Here is a 15305-nt window from a genome sequence, read left to right as displayed (position 1 = left end):
ACGAGTCAGATGCCATTGCGCCAGCGCCTTGAAAATCTCCCGGTCGGCCAGAAACTGCTGGCGGCCCTGTTGGTATTGTTGACCACGGTTCTGCTGGTGGCCAACCTGACCTTCATCAGCGCGGCCTATTACATTTCCCAGGAAAGCATGGCGCCTCAGGCCTTGCAGACCATCGGCCGACTGGTAGCCAACCCGAGCCTGATCTCCGACGCGTTGCAATCGCCGCAAAGCGCCAAGCGTCTGCTCGATGAACTCAACAGCTATGCGCCGCTGCGGGCAGCGGCACTGTATGACGGTGACGGCGTACGCCTGGCCCAGTTGCAACAGGGCGAGAAACTCAAGTTGCCGGACCATTTCCGTCATGTGCAGGCGTGGCAGGCCGGGGAGTTTCGCAGCAACCAGGTCATTACCCTGCCCCGCCCCGGCACGGCGCCCGGCCATCTCCTGCTGGTGGCTAGCAGCGAACTGCCCACCGCGTTCTACACCGGCACCCTGACGGCCAGCCTGGGCATCCTGATTTTCAGCGTGCTGTTGTGGCTGGTCATTGCCCAGCAGATCAAGCGGCTGATCACCCAGCCGATCCATCAGCTCGAAGAGTTGTCGCGCCAGGTCACCCGCGAAGAAAACTATTCCCTGCGCGCCGCCCGGGGCAACCACGACGAAATCGGCAGCCTGGCCGAGGCGTTCAACACCATGCTCTCGCGGATCGAAGCCCGGGAACAGCAGCTCAAGCGCGCGCGGGACGATTCCCAGGCCGCCTACGACCAGGCCCAGGGCCTGGCGGAAGAAACCCGTCACACCAACCGCAAGCTGGAGCTGGAAGTCCAGGTCCGCAGCAAGATCGAGAAAAAACTCACCGGCTTCCAGAACTACCTCAACAGCATCATCGACTCCATGCCGTCGGCGCTGATTGCCCTCGACGAACAGCTCTATGTCACGCAATGGAACCAGGAGGCCAGCGCCCTTTCCGGCACCCGGCTGGATGAGGCGCTGAACCAGCCGATTTTCCTCGCCTTCGAGCCGCTCAAGCCGTACCTGCCGCAGCTCAAGCAGACGGTGGAACAGCACACAGTGGCCAAGATCGAGCGCGTCACCTGGACCAAGGACGATGAAGCCCGGCATTACGCCCTGACTTTCTATCCTTTGATGGGCGGTGCCGGGCGCGGCGTGGTGATCCGCATCGATGACATCACCCAGCGCCTGTCGCTGGAGGAAATGATGGTGCAATCGGAAAAAATGCTCTCGGTAGGCGGCCTCGCGGCGGGCATGGCCCATGAGATCAATAATCCGCTGGGGGCGATCCTGCACAACGTGCAGAATATTCGCCGACGCCTGTCTGCGGAATTGCCGAAGAACCTTGAGCAGGCCGAGCAGTTGGGGATCGATTTACCGGTGGTCAACCGCTACCTGGAAAGCCGGGAGATCCCGCAATTGCTCGATGGCATCCAGCAGGCCGGCGCCCGGGCAGCGAAAATCGTCACCCACATGCTCAGCTTCAGCCGCCGCAGCACAAGGCAGATGGCGCCTTGCGACCTGCCGGCACTCATCGACCAGGCCGTGGAAATTGCCGGTAACGACTTCGACCTGGCGATCGGTTTCGACTTCAAGGGCCAGGCGATCATCCGCCAGTTTGACCCGAACCTCGGCCCGGTGCCCGGCACCGCCAACGAACTGGAGCAGGTATTGCTCAACCTGCTGAAAAACGCCGCCCAGGCCATCCATCAACGCCAGGACGACAGCGAGCCCGGCCGTATCATCCTGCGTACACGGCTGAATCCGCCGTGGGCGGAAATCCAGGTCGAGGACAACGGCATCGGCATGAGCGAGAACGTGCGCAAGCGTACCTTCGAGCCGTTCTTCACCACCAAGGAGATCGGCCAGGGCACCGGGCTCGGATTGTCGGTGTCGTATTTCATCATCACCAACAACCACAAGGGCCAGATGGAAGTGCAATCAGCGCCGGGCCAAGGCACTTGCTTCACCCTGCGCCTGCCACTGGCGGGCACTTCGATGGTGGCGCAAGAACACAAGCAAGTGGAGCGCTGAACATGGGTTTTCGTCTGTCGAAGATTTACACCCGTACCGGGGACAAAGGTGAAACCGGACTGGGGGATGGTCGCCGGGTGGCGAAGGATCATCCGCGGATCGAGGCCATCGGCGAAGTGGATACGCTGAACAGCCAACTGGGCTTGTTGCTGGCCGGGCTTGCCGCCGAAACGGAACGGTGCCCGGCGTTAAAGGAAGTAACCGAGATACTGACGCCTTGTCAGCATCGGCTGTTCGACCTGGGCGGCGAGCTGGCGATGCCGGCCTATCAGGCCCTGAACGATGCAGAAGTGGCGCGCCTGGAAGCGGCCATCGATGTATGGAATGAAGAGTTGGGGCCGCTGGAGAATTTCATCCTGCCCGGCGGCTCGACCCTGATCGCCCAGGCCCATGTGTGCCGCAGTCTGGCCCGTAGCGCCGAGCGCCGTTGCCAACAGTTGAACGCAGTGGAACCACTGGCCGGGCCGGGGCTGGCGTATATCAATCGGTTGTCGGACCTGCTGTTCGTGGCGGCGCGGGTCATCGCCCGGCGCCAGGGTGTGGCGGAAGTGCTTTGGGAGGCGGCGGCAAAGCCTGGGAGTTGAAGCATAGGCGCCTGTCAGGGCCTCTTCGCGAGCAGGCTCGCTCCCACAGAGGTTTTGTGAACGCCGAAATCCAGTGTGGGAGCGAGCCTGCTCGCGAAGCGGCCACCAGACACACCCACAGAATCAAGCGTCAGGCCAGAACGCCCGAATCCCTGCCACCCCTTGCGCCCCGGCTTCCCAGGCTTTCTGCCGCTGATCGGGGCCTACCCCGCCCAACAGATACACCGGCCTGTCGAACCCCTCGATCAGTCGCGCAGCCTCTTCCCACCCCAATGGCTGCGCATCGGGATGGGTCTGGGTCGGTTGCACGGGGGACAACGTCACGAAATCCACGCCCATCTGCTGAGCCAGGGAGAGTTCCTCGGCGTTGTGGCACGAGGCCGCCAGCCAGCGGTCGGTGCCGAACGGTCGCCCCGCCGCCGCATGCTTGCGCAGTTGCGCGGCGGTGATATGCCAGCCGGCAGACGGAAAGTCACCCAGCCATTCGAACGGGCCCTTGAGCATCAATTGCGCCTTGCCGGCACACAGCCCCACCGCGTCCACCGCCAGGTCACGGTATTGCGGGTCGTAACCGTTGGGCGCGCGCAGTTGCAGCAGCTTGATCCCGCCAGCAACAGCCTTTTGAATGCCACGCAGCAAGGCGGGCGTTTCAAGGCCTTCAGGGGTGATCAGGTACTCGCCCGGCAAACGGGCCGCCGCGACGATCGGCTGATTGGCCGCTGGAAACTCGTAGTTGGTCAATTCACGGGCCGTCACCCAGGCAAGCGGCTGGCCTTCGGCGCCATGGGGCTCGCCGCTGAACGCCGAGACTTCCCAGACATCCAGCAACACCTGCTTGTCCGGATAATCGTGGCGCACCTTGATCAGTGGCCGGGCAGCGCTGACGACAATGCCCAACTCTTCGAGAAGCTCCCGGGCCAGGGCCGTTTCGACCGACTCATCAGCCTCGACCTTGCCCCCCGGAAACTCCCACAGGCCGCCCTGGTGCTGGGAATCGGCCCGGCGGGCAATCAGGATTCTGCCGGCGGCGTCGCGAATGACTGCCGCCGCTACATGTACGCGTTTCACCGGGCGATTTCCTCCAGGCCAGCTTGCTGCCATGCTTTGAAGGCCGGCCATTGATAAAGGGTTTCAACGTAGGCCGCGTCGACTTCCGGCAGTTTCACCTGGTAGGTGCGCAAGCGCACGGCAATCGGCGCAAAAAATACGTCAGCCAGGCTCAGGGTACCAAACAGGTAGGGACCGGCTTCGGTAGCCGCCGCGCGGCACTCTGCCCACAACGCCAGCATCCGCTGGATTTCCGCCTGCACATCCGCCGGAATCGGTGACAACGGCGCATCGCGGCCCAGGTCGAACGGCATGTGGGTGCGGATGGCAAAAAAACCACTGTGCATCTGTGCACAGGCCGAACGAGCCTGGGCCCGTGCCGCTACATCCTTGGGCCAGAGACCGGCCTCGGGAAACTGCTCGGCCAAGTACTCGGCAATGGCCAGGGAGTCGGCGATCACGCCGAACTCGGTCTTGAGCAGCGGGACCTTGGCCGTGGCCGAATACTTCAGCAGTTTTTCGCGGGTGTCGGGCTGGCCGAGCCTGACCAGTTCTTCGGTGTACTTCGCGCCGGTCAACGACAGGGCCAGCGCGCCCCGCAGGGACCAGGATGAAGCTCGTTTATCGCCGATGATCAGGTGCAGGCTCATTTGGATTCCTTTCTTGTGGTTCTGGGGGTGTTTGTACTGCCGCCTTCGCGAGCAGGCTCGCTCCCACACTGAATCTGCGGCGTCACAGAATCCCTGTGGGAGCGAGCCTGCTCCCGAATGGAACGACTCGGTTTTAAGTCCGATACTCAGCGTTGATCTTGACGTACTCGTGGGACAGATCGGTGGTCCAGATCGTTTCGCTGCAATCGCCACGCCCCAGCTCGATGCGGATGGTGATTTCCTCCTGCTGCATCACCGCCGCGCCCTGCGCCTCGGTGTAGGTCGTCGCCCGGGCGCCCTGGCTGGCGATGCAGACATCACCGAGGAAGACGTCGATCTTGCTCACGTCCAGCTCAGGCACCCCGGCGCGGCCGACAGCGGCGAGAATACGACCCCAATTCGGGTCGGAAGCAAACAGTGCGGTCTTGATCAGCGGCGAATGCGCCACGGTATAACCGACGTCCAGGCATTCCTGGTGATTACCACCACCGTTGACCTGTACGGTGACGAACTTGGTCGCGCCTTCGCCGTCACGGACGATGGCCTGGGCCACTTCCATGCACACCTCGAACACCGCCTGTTTCAGCGCCGCGAACAGCGGACCGCTGGCTTCGGTGATCTCCGGCAGGTTGGCCTTGCCGGTGGCGATCAGCATGCAGCAGTCGTTGGTCGAAGTGTCGCCGTCGATGGTGATGCGGTTGAAGGACTTGTTGGCGCCGTCGAGCATCAGGTCCTGCAACACCTGGCGGGAGACCTTGGCGTCGGTGGCGATGTAACCGAGCATGGTCGCCATGTTCGGGCGGATCATGCCGGCGCCTTTGCTGATGCCGGTCACGGTCACGGTTACACCGTCGTGCTGGAACTGGCGGCTCGCGCCCTTGGGCAGGGTGTCGGTGGTCATGATGCCGGTGGCGGCCGCGGCCCAGTTGTTTTCCGAGAGGCCATCAAGGGCGGCTTGCAGCGCGCCTTCGATTTTTTCGACCGGCAGCGGTTCGCCGATCACACCCGTGGAGTACGGCAGCACCTGGCTGGCGTCGACACCGGTCAGTTCAGCCAGCCTGGCGCAGGTGCGCTCGGCGGCGGCCAGGCCTGGCGCGCCGGTGCCGGCGTTGGCGTTACCGGTGTTGGTCAGCAGGTAACGCACCGGCCCTTGCACGCGTTGCTTGGCCAGGATCACCGGCGCGGCACAAAACGCATTGAGCGTGAACACGCCGGCGACCGTCGAGCCCTCGGCGCAACGCATGACCACCACATCCTTGCGCCCGGGACGCTTGATGCCCGCCGAGGCGATACCAAGTTCAAAACCGGCAACCGGGTGCAACGTTGGCAACGGACCAAGACCAACAGCCATGAATGCGCTCCTTATAAAATTATTTCAGCACCGCCTTCATCAAGACGGCGAATCAAATGGCAAAACGCCGCGACAAGAGACTCTTGTCGCGGCGCGGGTCGCTCAGCGTTGAAACGGGTTTATTGGATCTGCCCGTGGCAATGCTTGTATTTCTTGCCCGAGCCGCAATAGCACAGCTCGTTTCGGCCCAGTTTCTGCTCGTTGCGTACCGGTGCGGTGGCCAGTGCCACGTCCACATCGACGCCCTCTTCCATCGCCTGGACCACTTCCAGGCCCGGAGCTTCGGCGTGCTCGAACTGCATGCGCGCGGCCAGGGCTTCGGCCTCCTGGCGCAGGCGGGCTTCTTCTTCGACCGGATCTTCGCGGCGAACCTGAACGTGGGACAGGACCCGGATCGAGTCGCGCTTGATCGAATCCAGCAGCTCGGAGAACAGCGTGTAGGACTCGCGCTTGTATTCCTGCTTCGGATTCTTCTGCGCGTAGCCACGCAAGTGGATACCGTGGCGCAGGTGATCCATGGTCGACAGATGGTCTTTCCACAGGTCGTCCAGCACCCGCAGCACGATTTGCTTCTCGAACGAGCGCAGCGCTTCGGCGCCGGCCTGGTCTTCTTTCTCGTTGTACGCGGCGATCAGTTCGGTCAGAAGTTTCTCGCGCAGCGTTTCTTCGTAGAGGTGATCGTCCTCGTCGAGCCACTGCTGGATCGGCAACGACACGCCGAAATCACTGCGCAGGGAGGCTTCCAGACCAGCAACGTCCCACTGCTCCGGAAGCGACTGCGGCGGAATGTGTGCGCTGACAGTGGCGTCGAGCACTTCGCGGCGGAAATCGGCGATGGTTTCGCCAATGTCGTCTGCGGCCAACAGGCTGTTGCGCATGTGATAGATCACTTTGCGCTGCTCGTTGTTGACGTCGTCGAATTCAAGCAACTGCTTGCGGATGTCGAAGTTGCGGCCCTCGACCTTGCGCTGCGCCTTCTCGATGGCGTTGGTCACCATGCGGTGCTCGATCGCCTCGCCCGGCTGCATGCCCAGGGCCTTCATGAAATTCTTCACCCGATCAGAGGCGAAGATGCGCATCAGGCTGTCTTCCAGGGACAGGTAGAAGCGGCTGGAGCCGGCGTCGCCCTGGCGACCGGCACGGCCACGCAGCTGGTTGTCGATACGGCGCGATTCGTGACGCTCGGACGCGATCACCTGCAAGCCACCGGATTCGAGCACCTGCTGGTGACGCTTCTGCCAGTCGGCCTTGATCTGCGCGATCTGCTCGGGGGTCGGGTTTTCCAGCGAAGCCACTTCGACTTCCCAGTTGCCGCCCAGCAGGATGTCGGTACCACGGCCGGCCATGTTGGTGGCGATGGTCAACGCACCCGGGCGACCGGCCTGGGCGATGATCTCGGCTTCCTTCTCGTGGAACTTGGCGTTGAGGACCTTGTGCTCGATACCTTCCTTGGCGAGCAAGGCGGACATGTGCTCGGAGGTCTCGATGGTCGCGGTACCCACCAGGATCGGACGGCCCTGGGCCATGCCTTCCTTGATGTCGTTGATGATCGCCGCGTATTTCTCTTCGGCGGTCAGGAACACCAGATCGTTGTAGTCCTTGCGCGCCAGCGGCTTGTTCGGCGGAATCACCACCACTTGCAGGCCGTAGATCTGGTGGAATTCGAACGCTTCGGTGTCGGCGGTACCGGTCATGCCGGACAGTTTGTTGTACAGGCGGAAGTAGTTCTGGAACGTGGTCGAGGCCAGGGTCTGGCTCTCGGCCTGGATGTTCAGGCCTTCCTTCGCTTCGATGGCCTGGTGCAGGCCTTCGGACAGGCGACGGCCCGGCATGGTGCGGCCGGTGTGTTCGTCAACCAGTACGACCTGGCCGTCCTGGACGATGTATTCGACGTTGCGATGGAACAGCTTGTGGGCACGCAGGCCGGCGTAGACGTGGGTCAGCAGGCCCAGGTTATGGGCCGAGTAGAGGCTTTCGCCTTCAGCCAGCAGGCCGACGCGGGTCAGCATCTCTTCGATGAACTGGTGGCCGGATTCGTTGAGCTCGACCTGGCGGGTCTTCTCGTCGACGGTGTAGTGGCCGGGCTGGGTCACTTCGCCTTCGACTTCTTCGACGTGCAGCTGGAGCTGCGGGATCAGCTTGTTGATCTCGATGTACAGCTTGGAGCTGTCTTCGGCCTGGCCGGAAATGATCAGCGGCGTACGGGCTTCGTCGATGAGGATGGAGTCGACTTCGTCGATCACGGCAAAGTTGAGTTCGCGCTGGAATTTTTCTTCCATGCTGAACGCCATGTTGTCGCGCAGGTAGTCGAAACCGAATTCGTTGTTGGTGCCGTAGGTGATGTCCGAGGCGTAGGCCGCGCGCTTCTCTTCCGGCGGCTGGAACGGCGTGACCACGCCGACCGTCAGGCCGAGGAATTCATAGAGCGGGCGCATCCAGTTGGCGTCGCGGCGGGCCAGGTAGTCGTTGACCGTCACCACGTGCACGCCGTTGCCGGACAGTGCGTTGAGATATACCGCCAGGGTCGCCACCAGGGTCTTGCCCTCACCGGTGCGCATTTCGGCGATCTTGCCTTCGTGCAAGGTCATGCCGCCGATCAACTGGACGTCGAAGTGGCGCATGCCCATGACCCGCTTGCCGGCTTCACGGCAGACCGCGAAAGCTTCGGGCAGGATCTGGTCAAGGGTCTCGCCCTTGGCGATGCGGTCCTTGAATTCGGCGGTCTTGGCGCGTAACTGATCGTCCGAAAGGGCCACCATTTGCTCTTCGAAGGCATTGACGATCTGTACCGTCTTGAGCATGCGTTTGACTTCACGCTCGTTCTTGCTTCCAAAAAGTTTCTTTAACAAAGGCGCAAACATATCGGCAGGATCTTCCACACTAAAGGGATGGAGGGCGGCCCCATGAGTCGCCCGTGCAGCCCTCATGGCCGCATGCGAACGAGCATTCTACCCGGAAACGATGGAGAGGAAAGTGGCGTTATTCCACGATGCTGGCACAGCGCTGTGACGGGGCCTCCCTAAAATAAGGGCTTTTGCGCGAACTTCAACCCACAAAACGCAGAAGTTACTCATTGATTATGCGAGTAAAAGCCACCGGGCGGCAGGGCTCGGGCGTATCTGGCGCTTTCTGCTACCATGGCGCCTTTGTCACTTGCGGTAATCAACCATGGCCTTTCGCCCTCTTCCAGCCAAGGCGCCCGCCGTTCTGCTGCGCGAAGCCAAGCCGCTGAAAGCCATCTTCGGCCACGCCAGACGCCTGGGGCACCTGCAGCGCCTGCTCGACAGCCAGCTACAGCCCGCTGCGCGCGAGCATTGTCACGTAGCGTCCTGGCGGGAAGGCAGTTTGTTGCTGATCGTCACCGACGGTCACTGGGCCACGCGCCTGCGCTACCAGCAAAAGCGCCTGCTGCGCCAATTGCAGGCATTCGAGGAGTTCGCCAACCTGACGCGAATCCTGTTCAAGGTCCAGCCGCCCACGGTGCAAGTCGGCGCCAAGGGTCATACGCTGGATCTGTCCACCGACGCTGCTGCCACCATCCAGGCCACGGCCGATGGCATCAGCGACCCCAACCTGCGGGCAGCCCTGGAGCGATTGGCGGCCCATGCGCGGCCCAAGGATTGAGATTTTTTTCGGCTGTTGAATAGCCTTCGCGGGCAAGCCCGCTCCCACAATGGATCTGCATGAGGCACAAGATTTGCGCGCGCAGGAGATCTCCTGTGGGAGCGAGCCTGCTCGCGAAGGGAGCGATTCGGTTTCTGCCTACCGCCGCTTGCTGCCCCCCAGCAACGACCCCATCAACCCACGCACCAACTGCCGGCCCAACTGATTGGCCGCCTGGCGCATCGCCGATTTCAGCGCCTGGCCGGCCGCGGTGCCGAGGAATTCCCCGGCCTTTTCGGTGAAGCTCGGTTCCTCGGTCGCCGGTTTGCCTGGCGCGGCTTCGGCCTGCGGCTCCAGCCCCTTGCGCCCCATCAGCACTTCATAGGCCGACTCGCGGTCGATGGGTTTGTCATAACGGCCCTGCAACGGTGAGCTGGCGATCAGCCCGGCACGCTCGGCCGCGGTCAACGGCCCGATGCGCGACTGCGGCGGCGCCACCAGCACACGCTGGACCATTTCCGGCGTGCCTTTTTCCTGCAAGGTGCCGACCAACGCTTCACCGATGCCCAGCTCGGTCAGCACCGCCAGGGCATCGAATTGCGGATTTGGTCGAAAACCGTCAGCCACCGCCCGCAGGGATTTCTGTTCCTTGGCGGTGAACGCCCGCAGACCATGCTGGATGCGCAACCCCAGCTGCGCGAGCACGTCGTCCGGCAGATCGCCCGGCGACTGGGTGACAAAATACACCCCGACGCCCTTGGAGCGGATCAGCCGCACCACTTGTTCCAGGCGCTCTTGCAATGCCTTGGGCGTGCCGGCGAACAACAAATGTGCCTCATCGAAAAACAACGCCAGCAAGGGTTTGTCCGCATCGCCGCGCTCGGGCAGTTGCTCGAACAGCTCGGCCAGCAGCCACAGCAGGAATGTCGCGTAGACTTTCGGCGCTTCATGGACCAGGCGACTGGCGTCCAGCAGATGAATGCGGCCACGGCCGTCACTGGCCGGTTGCAGGATGTCTTCAAGCTGCAACGCCGGTTCGCCGAACAAGGCGTCCGCGCCCTGCTGTTCCAGGGTGGACAGTCGGCGCATCAAGGCCTGGCTGGAACCGGTGGTCATCAGGGCCGCGTCGTCCCCGAGCAATTCAGGGTTGTCCTTGAGGTGATTGAGCAGCGCCTTCAGGTCCTTGAGGTCGAGCAGCAACAGGCCCTCGCGGTCGGCGACCTTGAACGCCGCATACAACGCCGCTTGCTGGCTGTCCGTCAGTTCCAGCAGGCTGCCGAGCAACAACGGGCCCATTTCACTCAACGTCGTGCGCAGCGGATGACCGGACTGGCCGTGGATATCCCACAAGGTCACCGGATAGGCCTGGGGCTCATGGCCGAGCCAGGGCATGCCGGCGATGCGCTCGGCGATCTTGCCTTGGGGATTGCCGGCGGCGCCGAGGCCGCACAGGTCACCCTTGATGTCCGCCGCGAACACCGCCACGCCGGCATCGCTGAACATCTCGGCCAGGCGCTGCAAGGTGACGGTCTTGCCGGTGCCGGTGGCGCCCGCCACCAGCCCATGACGATTGGCCAGGCGCATGGCCTGGGCGACAGGTTGGCCGGCCAGGTCGGCCCCGATAACGAGTTGCGATGAATCAGGCATTTGGTCACCTGTGGGTTTGCGGTATGACGCCATTTTGCGCGCTTATATAAAAGCATGCCCAGTGCAATAAGGCCCGAGCGGCAGAATAATAGCCTGCAACCAGCACTGGCCCCTTCGCGAGCAGGCTCGCTCCCACAATTTGGGCCTATGTTGAACACAGAACCCTGTGGGAGCGAGCCTGCTCGCGAAGAGTCCCCGACAACGCATTCCTTTACTGCACCCAACCCCAACCGAACATCTATTCTTACCCAAGGTCAACAAGGGGAGAACACAGACCGGAGGGATGTTCATCGTGCATATAGCGGACATAACCATGTTCTACGCCCCCGCCAGCGGAGGTGTACGCACTTATCTGGATGCCAAGCACCGGCGCCTGGGCAATCGGCCGGGTATTCGCCACAGCCTTCTGATCCCCGGCGCGCATTTGAGCGAGCAGGATGGGATCTACAAGGTCCCGGCCCCTCCGCTGCCCTTTGGCAAGGGCTACCGCTTCCCGCTGCGCCTGGCCCCTTGGCGTAACGTCCTGCGCGACTTGCAGCCCGACCTGATCGAGGTCGGCGACCCTTACCTGACCGCCTGGGCGGCACTGGATGCCCGGCGACAGCTGGACGTGCCCGTGATCGGCTTTTATCACTCCGACCTGCCGTTGTTGGTAAGCAACCGCATGGGCAACTGGTTCACGCCCAATATCGAAGCCTATGTCAGCAAACTGTACGGCAACTTCGACCGGGTGCTCGCGCCGAGCCAGGTCATGGCCGACAAACTCACCGGGCTTGGGGTCAAAAATGTTTACGTGCAGCCGTTGGGGGTAGACCTGCAGACCTTCAATCCCGCCGCTCGCGACCCGGAACTGCGGGCCGAACTCGGCATCGCCGAAGACGCGCGCCTGCTGATTTTCGCCGGTCGCGGCTCCAAGGAAAAAAACCTGCCGGTGCTGCTCAAATGCATGCAACGCCTGGGCGAACGCTATCACCTGCTGCTGGTGGGCTCTTCGATGCCAGCCGTGGTGCCGGACAACGTCACGGTGATCGACGAATTCTGCCCGGCTGCGCAAGTCGCCCGGCTGATGGCCAGCGCCGACGCCCTGCTGCACGCAGGCGACCAGGAAACCTTCGGCCTGGTAATCCTCGAAGCGATGGCCAGCGGCATCCCGGTGGTAGCGGTCGCGGCAGGCGCCTTCAATGAAATCGTCCACGAGGACTGTGGCCTGCTGTGCGCGCCCGACAATCCACAGGCGATGGCCAATGCCGTTCGGCAACTGTTCGCCGAAGGCTGCCAGCAGCGCGGCGCAAAAGCACGCCGACATGTAGAACGGCATTACGCCTGGGATTCGGTGGTCAATAGTCTGTTGGGCCACTATTACAGCGTGCTCGGCGCAGAAATGCCCCTGCTGGCCAATGGTTGAGTCGAGGCCCATGTCGATGACCGCTCAATCCAGCCTGCTGCTGGTGCTGCACGATGTCGCACCGCAAACCTGGCCCGACTACCAGCCCTTCGTCGAAGCCGTCGACGCCCTCGGCCAGGTGCCGATGACCTGGCTGGTGGTGCCGGACTTCCCACGTCCACCACGCCAACGCGCTCGACGGACATCCCGGCTTCCGGCGCATGCTCGACAGCCGGGTCGAACGCGGCGATGAACTGGTGCTGCACGGTTATTACCACTGTGATGACGGTCCGCCGGCGCTTCATCCCAAGGACTGGTTCATGCGCCGGGTCTATACCCATGAAGGGGAGTTCTACGGTCTGTCCGAGGAAGCGGCCCTCGCCCGCCTTCGCGCCGGCATCGAAATCTTTCAGCGCTACCAGTGGCCGCTGGAAGGCTTCGTCGCGCCGGCCTGGCTGATGAGCGAGGGCACGCGCCAGGCCTTGCGCCAGTTGCCGTTGAGTTATACCAGCGACACCCAGCACCTCTACCGCTTGCCGGAGTTCACCCCGATCGATGCCCCGGGGCTGGTTTGGAGCGCCCGCAGCGCCTGGCGTCGAGGCCTGTCAAAAGTCATCAGCGACCGGCGTGAACAGCGCTGGCGCCAGGCACCGGTCATTCGCCTGGGCCTGCACCCGGTAGACATGCGCCACGGATTTTCCCGCAACTACTGGCTGCGAACCCTGGAGCGCCTGCTTGAGGACGGGCGCGTGCCGATGACCAAGATCGACTGGCTGGCGTCACTGCGCCAGCCAGTCAGCAGTGCCGCATGAAACGGCTGGTCTGGTTAGGCGCCGCCCTGTTGATTGCGGTATTGGTCCCGATGCTCGTGGGCGGCGGGGAAATGTGGTCGCGGCTGCAGCGCTTTCCGCTGTCCTTGCTGCTGGTCATGCTTGGCATGATCGTACTCTGCTGGGGCCTCAACTCGGTGCGCCTGCGCTTGCTGCTGGGTGAACACCGTGGGCGCATAGGCGGGTTGAAAAGCATTGGCGTGGTGATGTCCACCGAGTTCGCGATGTGCGCGACACCCGGCGGCAGTGGCGGGCCGCTGACGCTGATGGCGCTGCTCGCGCGCAACGGCGTGCGCCCCGCCCATGGCAGCGCGGTGTTCGCCATGGATCAGTTGAGCGACCTGCTGTTTTTTCTCTGCGCCTTGTTGGGCATCCTGTTTTATGCACTTTTCCAGAATCTCAGCCAGCGCATGGAATGGATGCTGGGGCTGAGCGCGGTTTCATTGTTCGGCGGGCTCTTTTGCTGCGCGCTGGTGGCCCGCTACCATCGCAGGCTGATTCTCCTGGGTGCACGGCTGTTGCGGCATTTGCGAGTGAAGCCGGTGACCCGTCGACGCTGGGGACGCAAGATCCTGAATTTCCTCGCGGCATTTACCGACACTCTGAAATTGCCACGCCAGACGCTGTTCCAGGTGTTCGTCTTGACCTGCCTGCACTGGGTCCTGCGCTACAGCGTGCTGTACCTGGCATTAAAAGGACTCGGGGCGGATCTGCAATGGGCCTGGAGTTTCCTGATCCAGATGCTATCCCTCAGCGCTGGGCAGTTCAGCCTGTTGCCGGGCGGCGCCGGAGCGGCGGAGTTGACCTCGGCGGCGTTGCTGGCACCGATGGTGGGCAAATCCACCGCGGCGGCAGCGATCCTGATCTGGCGGGCGGTGACGTATTACTTCTATCTGCTGGCAGGAGGACCGGTGTTCTTCATGATGGTCGGGCGACCTTTGATCAAGAAGCTGATGAAGCTGCGGCAAGCCTGAGAGGTCAGTCCTTGGACTCGGGATCGTCCTGGGGCTGCTCGTGCAGCTCTTCCCACAGCTGGGCGGCGTCGGGAAATTCGGTGCCGTCTTCCGGGCCCAGCGCTTCGGGATCGTAGCGACTCAGGCAACCCTCGCCCACGGTTGCCGGCGCTCTGGCGGTGGCTTTGTCCAAGGGATCGGTCATGGGATTCACGCCTCGAGGTTCGTGGCAAGGGAGAGAGCTCCCTTGCCACATAGAGTCAGAAGACTACAGATCAGAAGACCACGGTCTTGTTCCCGTGCACCAGTACGCGGTCTTCCAAGTGATAGCGCAAGCCGCGCGCCAGGACCATTTTTTCCACGTCGCGGCCGAAGCGCACCATGTCTTCAATGCTGTCGCTGTGGCTGACACGGACGACGTCCTGCTCGATGATCGGGCCGGCGTCCAGCTCTTCGGTCACGTAGTGGCACGTGGCGCCGATCAGCTTCACACCGCGCATCGAGGCCTGGTGGTAAGGCTTGGCACCGACGAACGACGGCAGGAAACTGTGATGGATGTTGATGACTTTATGCGCGTATTCGCTGCACAGCGACGGCGGCAGGATCTGCATGTAGCGGGCCAGTACCACCACCTCGGCGTCGTGCTGCTTGACCAGCCGCGAGACCTCGGCGAACGCCGGGTGCTTGTCCTGCGGGTTGACCGGTACGTGGTAGTACGGGATGCCGTGCCATTCCACCATGCTGCGTAAGTCGTCATGGTTGGAAATGACACAGGCGATGTCGCAATCGAGCTCATCGCTGTGCCAGCGGTGCAACAGATCAGCCAGGCAGTGGGACTCACGACTGGCCATCAGCACTACGCGCTTTTTCTGCGCGGTATCGGTGATACGCCAGTCCATCGAAAACTCTTCGGCAATCGGGGCGAATGCCGCGCGGAAGGCTTCGATGCCGAAGGGCAGCGAGTCGGCGCGTATCTCGTGACGCATGAAAAACCAACCACTCTGATTGTCCGAATGGTGGCTTGCTTCAGTGATCCAGCCGTTATGGGACGCCAGAAAGTTACTGACTTTAGCAACGATACCGACGCGGTCCGGGCAAGCGATCACCAGCCGAAAAGTGCGCATTAGGGGAACTCCAGAACTTCGCAAAGGCGGCCATTCTAGCCATTGCGCGGCAAAACTGCAGTATCGATCACACATCGCGCCCAGCA

12 protein-coding genes and 1 pseudogene are annotated in these 15305 nt (G+C 62.6%); 6 read left to right on the top strand and 7 right to left on the bottom strand.

What is annotated here, in order from left to right; translation table 11 throughout:
• Positions 1-9 precede the first annotated feature (9 nt).
• Together J3P86_RS05525 and J3P86_RS05520 are read left to right on the top strand one after the other, a co-directional pair.
• Positions 10-2046: a sensor histidine kinase gene (locus J3P86_RS05525; protein WP_434625749.1), complete on the top strand. Its 2037-nt coding sequence runs from the start codon at positions 10-12 to the stop codon at positions 2044-2046.
• Positions 2047-2048: 2 nt separating this feature from the next.
• Positions 2049-2630, top strand: a complete 582-nt coding sequence (locus tag J3P86_RS05520; RefSeq protein WP_434625751.1) for a cob(I)yrinic acid a,c-diamide adenosyltransferase — start codon at positions 2049-2051, stop codon at positions 2628-2630.
• 123 nt (positions 2631-2753) lie between these two features.
• Here the strand turns inward: J3P86_RS05520 and J3P86_RS05515 are convergent, their stop codons facing one another.
• The 4 genes from J3P86_RS05515 to secA all read right to left on the bottom strand — a co-directional run bounded on the left by J3P86_RS05515 (position 2754) and on the right by secA (position 8539).
• On the bottom strand, positions 2754-3698 hold the full coding sequence (locus J3P86_RS05515) for a Nudix family hydrolase (protein WP_434625753.1): 945 nt from the start codon (positions 3696-3698) through the stop codon (positions 2754-2756).
• On the bottom strand, positions 3695-4327 hold the full coding sequence (locus J3P86_RS05510; protein WP_434625755.1) for a glutathione S-transferase family protein: 633 nt from the start codon (positions 4325-4327) through the stop codon (positions 3695-3697). The genes J3P86_RS05515 and J3P86_RS05510 overlap by 4 nt, the downstream gene beginning before the upstream one ends.
• A gap of 133 nt (positions 4328-4460) precedes the next feature.
• Positions 4461-5678 carry a bifunctional glutamate N-acetyltransferase/amino-acid acetyltransferase ArgJ gene (argJ, locus tag J3P86_RS05505; protein WP_434699614.1) on the bottom strand — a complete coding sequence of 406 codons (1218 nt, stop codon included), beginning with the start codon at positions 5676-5678 and terminating at the stop codon, positions 4461-4463.
• Between the two features lie 119 nt (positions 5679-5797).
• Positions 5798-8539 (bottom strand): preprotein translocase subunit SecA, encoded by a 2742-nt coding sequence (gene secA, locus J3P86_RS05500; protein WP_434625759.1) that lies wholly within the window; start codon positions 8537-8539, stop codon positions 5798-5800.
• A 307-nt stretch (positions 8540-8846) separates the two neighbouring features.
• Between secA and J3P86_RS05495 the strand changes: the two genes are divergently transcribed.
• Positions 8847-9302: a DUF721 domain-containing protein gene (locus J3P86_RS05495; protein ID WP_053124648.1), complete on the top strand. Its 456-nt coding sequence runs from the start codon at positions 8847-8849 to the stop codon at positions 9300-9302.
• A gap of 138 nt (positions 9303-9440) precedes the next feature.
• On the opposite strand, the gene J3P86_RS05490 is transcribed toward J3P86_RS05495, so the two are convergent.
• Positions 9441-10928: a helicase HerA-like domain-containing protein gene (locus J3P86_RS05490; RefSeq protein WP_434625761.1), complete on the bottom strand. Its 1488-nt coding sequence runs from the start codon at positions 10926-10928 to the stop codon at positions 9441-9443.
• Positions 10929-11211: 283 nt separating this feature from the next.
• Here J3P86_RS05490 and J3P86_RS05485 point away from each other — a divergent pair, with 283 nt between their 5' ends.
• The 3 genes and pseudogenes from J3P86_RS05485 (at position 11212) to J3P86_RS05475 (ending at position 14116) form a co-directional block, all read left to right on the top strand.
• Complete coding sequence (locus J3P86_RS05485; protein WP_434699613.1) at positions 11212-12333, top strand: glycosyltransferase family 4 protein; 1122 nt, start codon at positions 11212-11214, stop codon at positions 12331-12333.
• 10 nt (positions 12334-12343) lie between these two features.
• Positions 12344-13124: pseudogene (locus J3P86_RS05480) on the top strand (DUF2334 domain-containing protein).
• The gene (locus J3P86_RS05475) at positions 13121-14116 is read left to right on the top strand and encodes a lysylphosphatidylglycerol synthase transmembrane domain-containing protein (protein WP_434625767.1); all 996 of its coding nucleotides are present in this window, start codon (positions 13121-13123) and stop codon (positions 14114-14116) included. Before J3P86_RS05480 ends, J3P86_RS05475 begins: the two are co-directional and overlap by 4 nt.
• Before the next feature lie 4 nt (positions 14117-14120).
• On the opposite strand, the gene J3P86_RS05470 is transcribed toward J3P86_RS05475, so the two are convergent.
• Both J3P86_RS05470 and purU read right to left on the bottom strand, forming a co-directional pair.
• Entirely contained in the window at positions 14121-14300 is a 180-nt protein-coding gene (locus tag J3P86_RS05470) for a hypothetical protein (protein ID WP_434625769.1), read from the bottom strand.
• Between the two features lie 70 nt (positions 14301-14370).
• Complete coding sequence (gene purU, locus J3P86_RS05465; protein ID WP_434625771.1) at positions 14371-15219, bottom strand: formyltetrahydrofolate deformylase; 849 nt, start codon at positions 15217-15219, stop codon at positions 14371-14373.
• Positions 15220-15305 lie beyond the last annotated feature (86 nt).

This window comes from Pseudomonas sp. D1-1, from assembly GCF_051132225.1.
Classification (GTDB): Bacteria; Pseudomonadota; Gammaproteobacteria; order Pseudomonadales; family Pseudomonadaceae; genus Aquipseudomonas.
Note: the sequence above shows the minus strand (reverse complement) of the source record. Positions and strands in the feature narration are given on the sequence as shown.

Excerpts from the sequence above, each read along its gene's own strand:
- J3P86_RS05470 (WP_434625769.1), bottom strand. The coding sequence starts at position 14,300 with ATGACCGATCCCTTGGACAAAGCCACCGCCAGAGCGCCGGCAACCGTG.
- J3P86_RS05510 (WP_434625755.1), bottom strand. The coding sequence starts at position 4,327 with ATGAGCCTGCACCTGATCATCGGCGATAAACGAGCTTCATCCTGGTCC.
- J3P86_RS05475 (WP_434625767.1), top strand. The coding sequence starts at position 13,121 with ATGAAACGGCTGGTCTGGTTAGGCGCCGCCCTGTTGATTGCGGTATTG.
- secA (WP_434625759.1), bottom strand. The coding sequence starts at position 8,539 with ATGTTTGCGCCTTTGTTAAAGAAACTTTTTGGAAGCAAGAACGAGCGT.
- J3P86_RS05490 (WP_434625761.1), bottom strand. The coding sequence starts at position 10,928 with ATGCCTGATTCATCGCAACTCGTTATCGGGGCCGACCTGGCCGGCCAA.
- J3P86_RS05495 (WP_053124648.1), top strand. The coding sequence starts at position 8,847 with ATGGCCTTTCGCCCTCTTCCAGCCAAGGCGCCCGCCGTTCTGCTGCGC.
- argJ (WP_434699614.1), bottom strand. The coding sequence starts at position 5,678 with ATGGCTGTTGGTCTTGGTCCGTTGCCAACGTTGCACCCGGTTGCCGGT.
- J3P86_RS05525 (WP_434625749.1), top strand. The coding sequence starts at position 10 with ATGCCATTGCGCCAGCGCCTTGAAAATCTCCCGGTCGGCCAGAAACTG.
- J3P86_RS05520 (WP_434625751.1), top strand. The coding sequence starts at position 2,049 with ATGGGTTTTCGTCTGTCGAAGATTTACACCCGTACCGGGGACAAAGGT.
- J3P86_RS05485 (WP_434699613.1), top strand. The coding sequence starts at position 11,212 with ATGTTCATCGTGCATATAGCGGACATAACCATGTTCTACGCCCCCGCC.
- purU (WP_434625771.1), bottom strand. The coding sequence starts at position 15,219 with ATGCGCACTTTTCGGCTGGTGATCGCTTGCCCGGACCGCGTCGGTATC.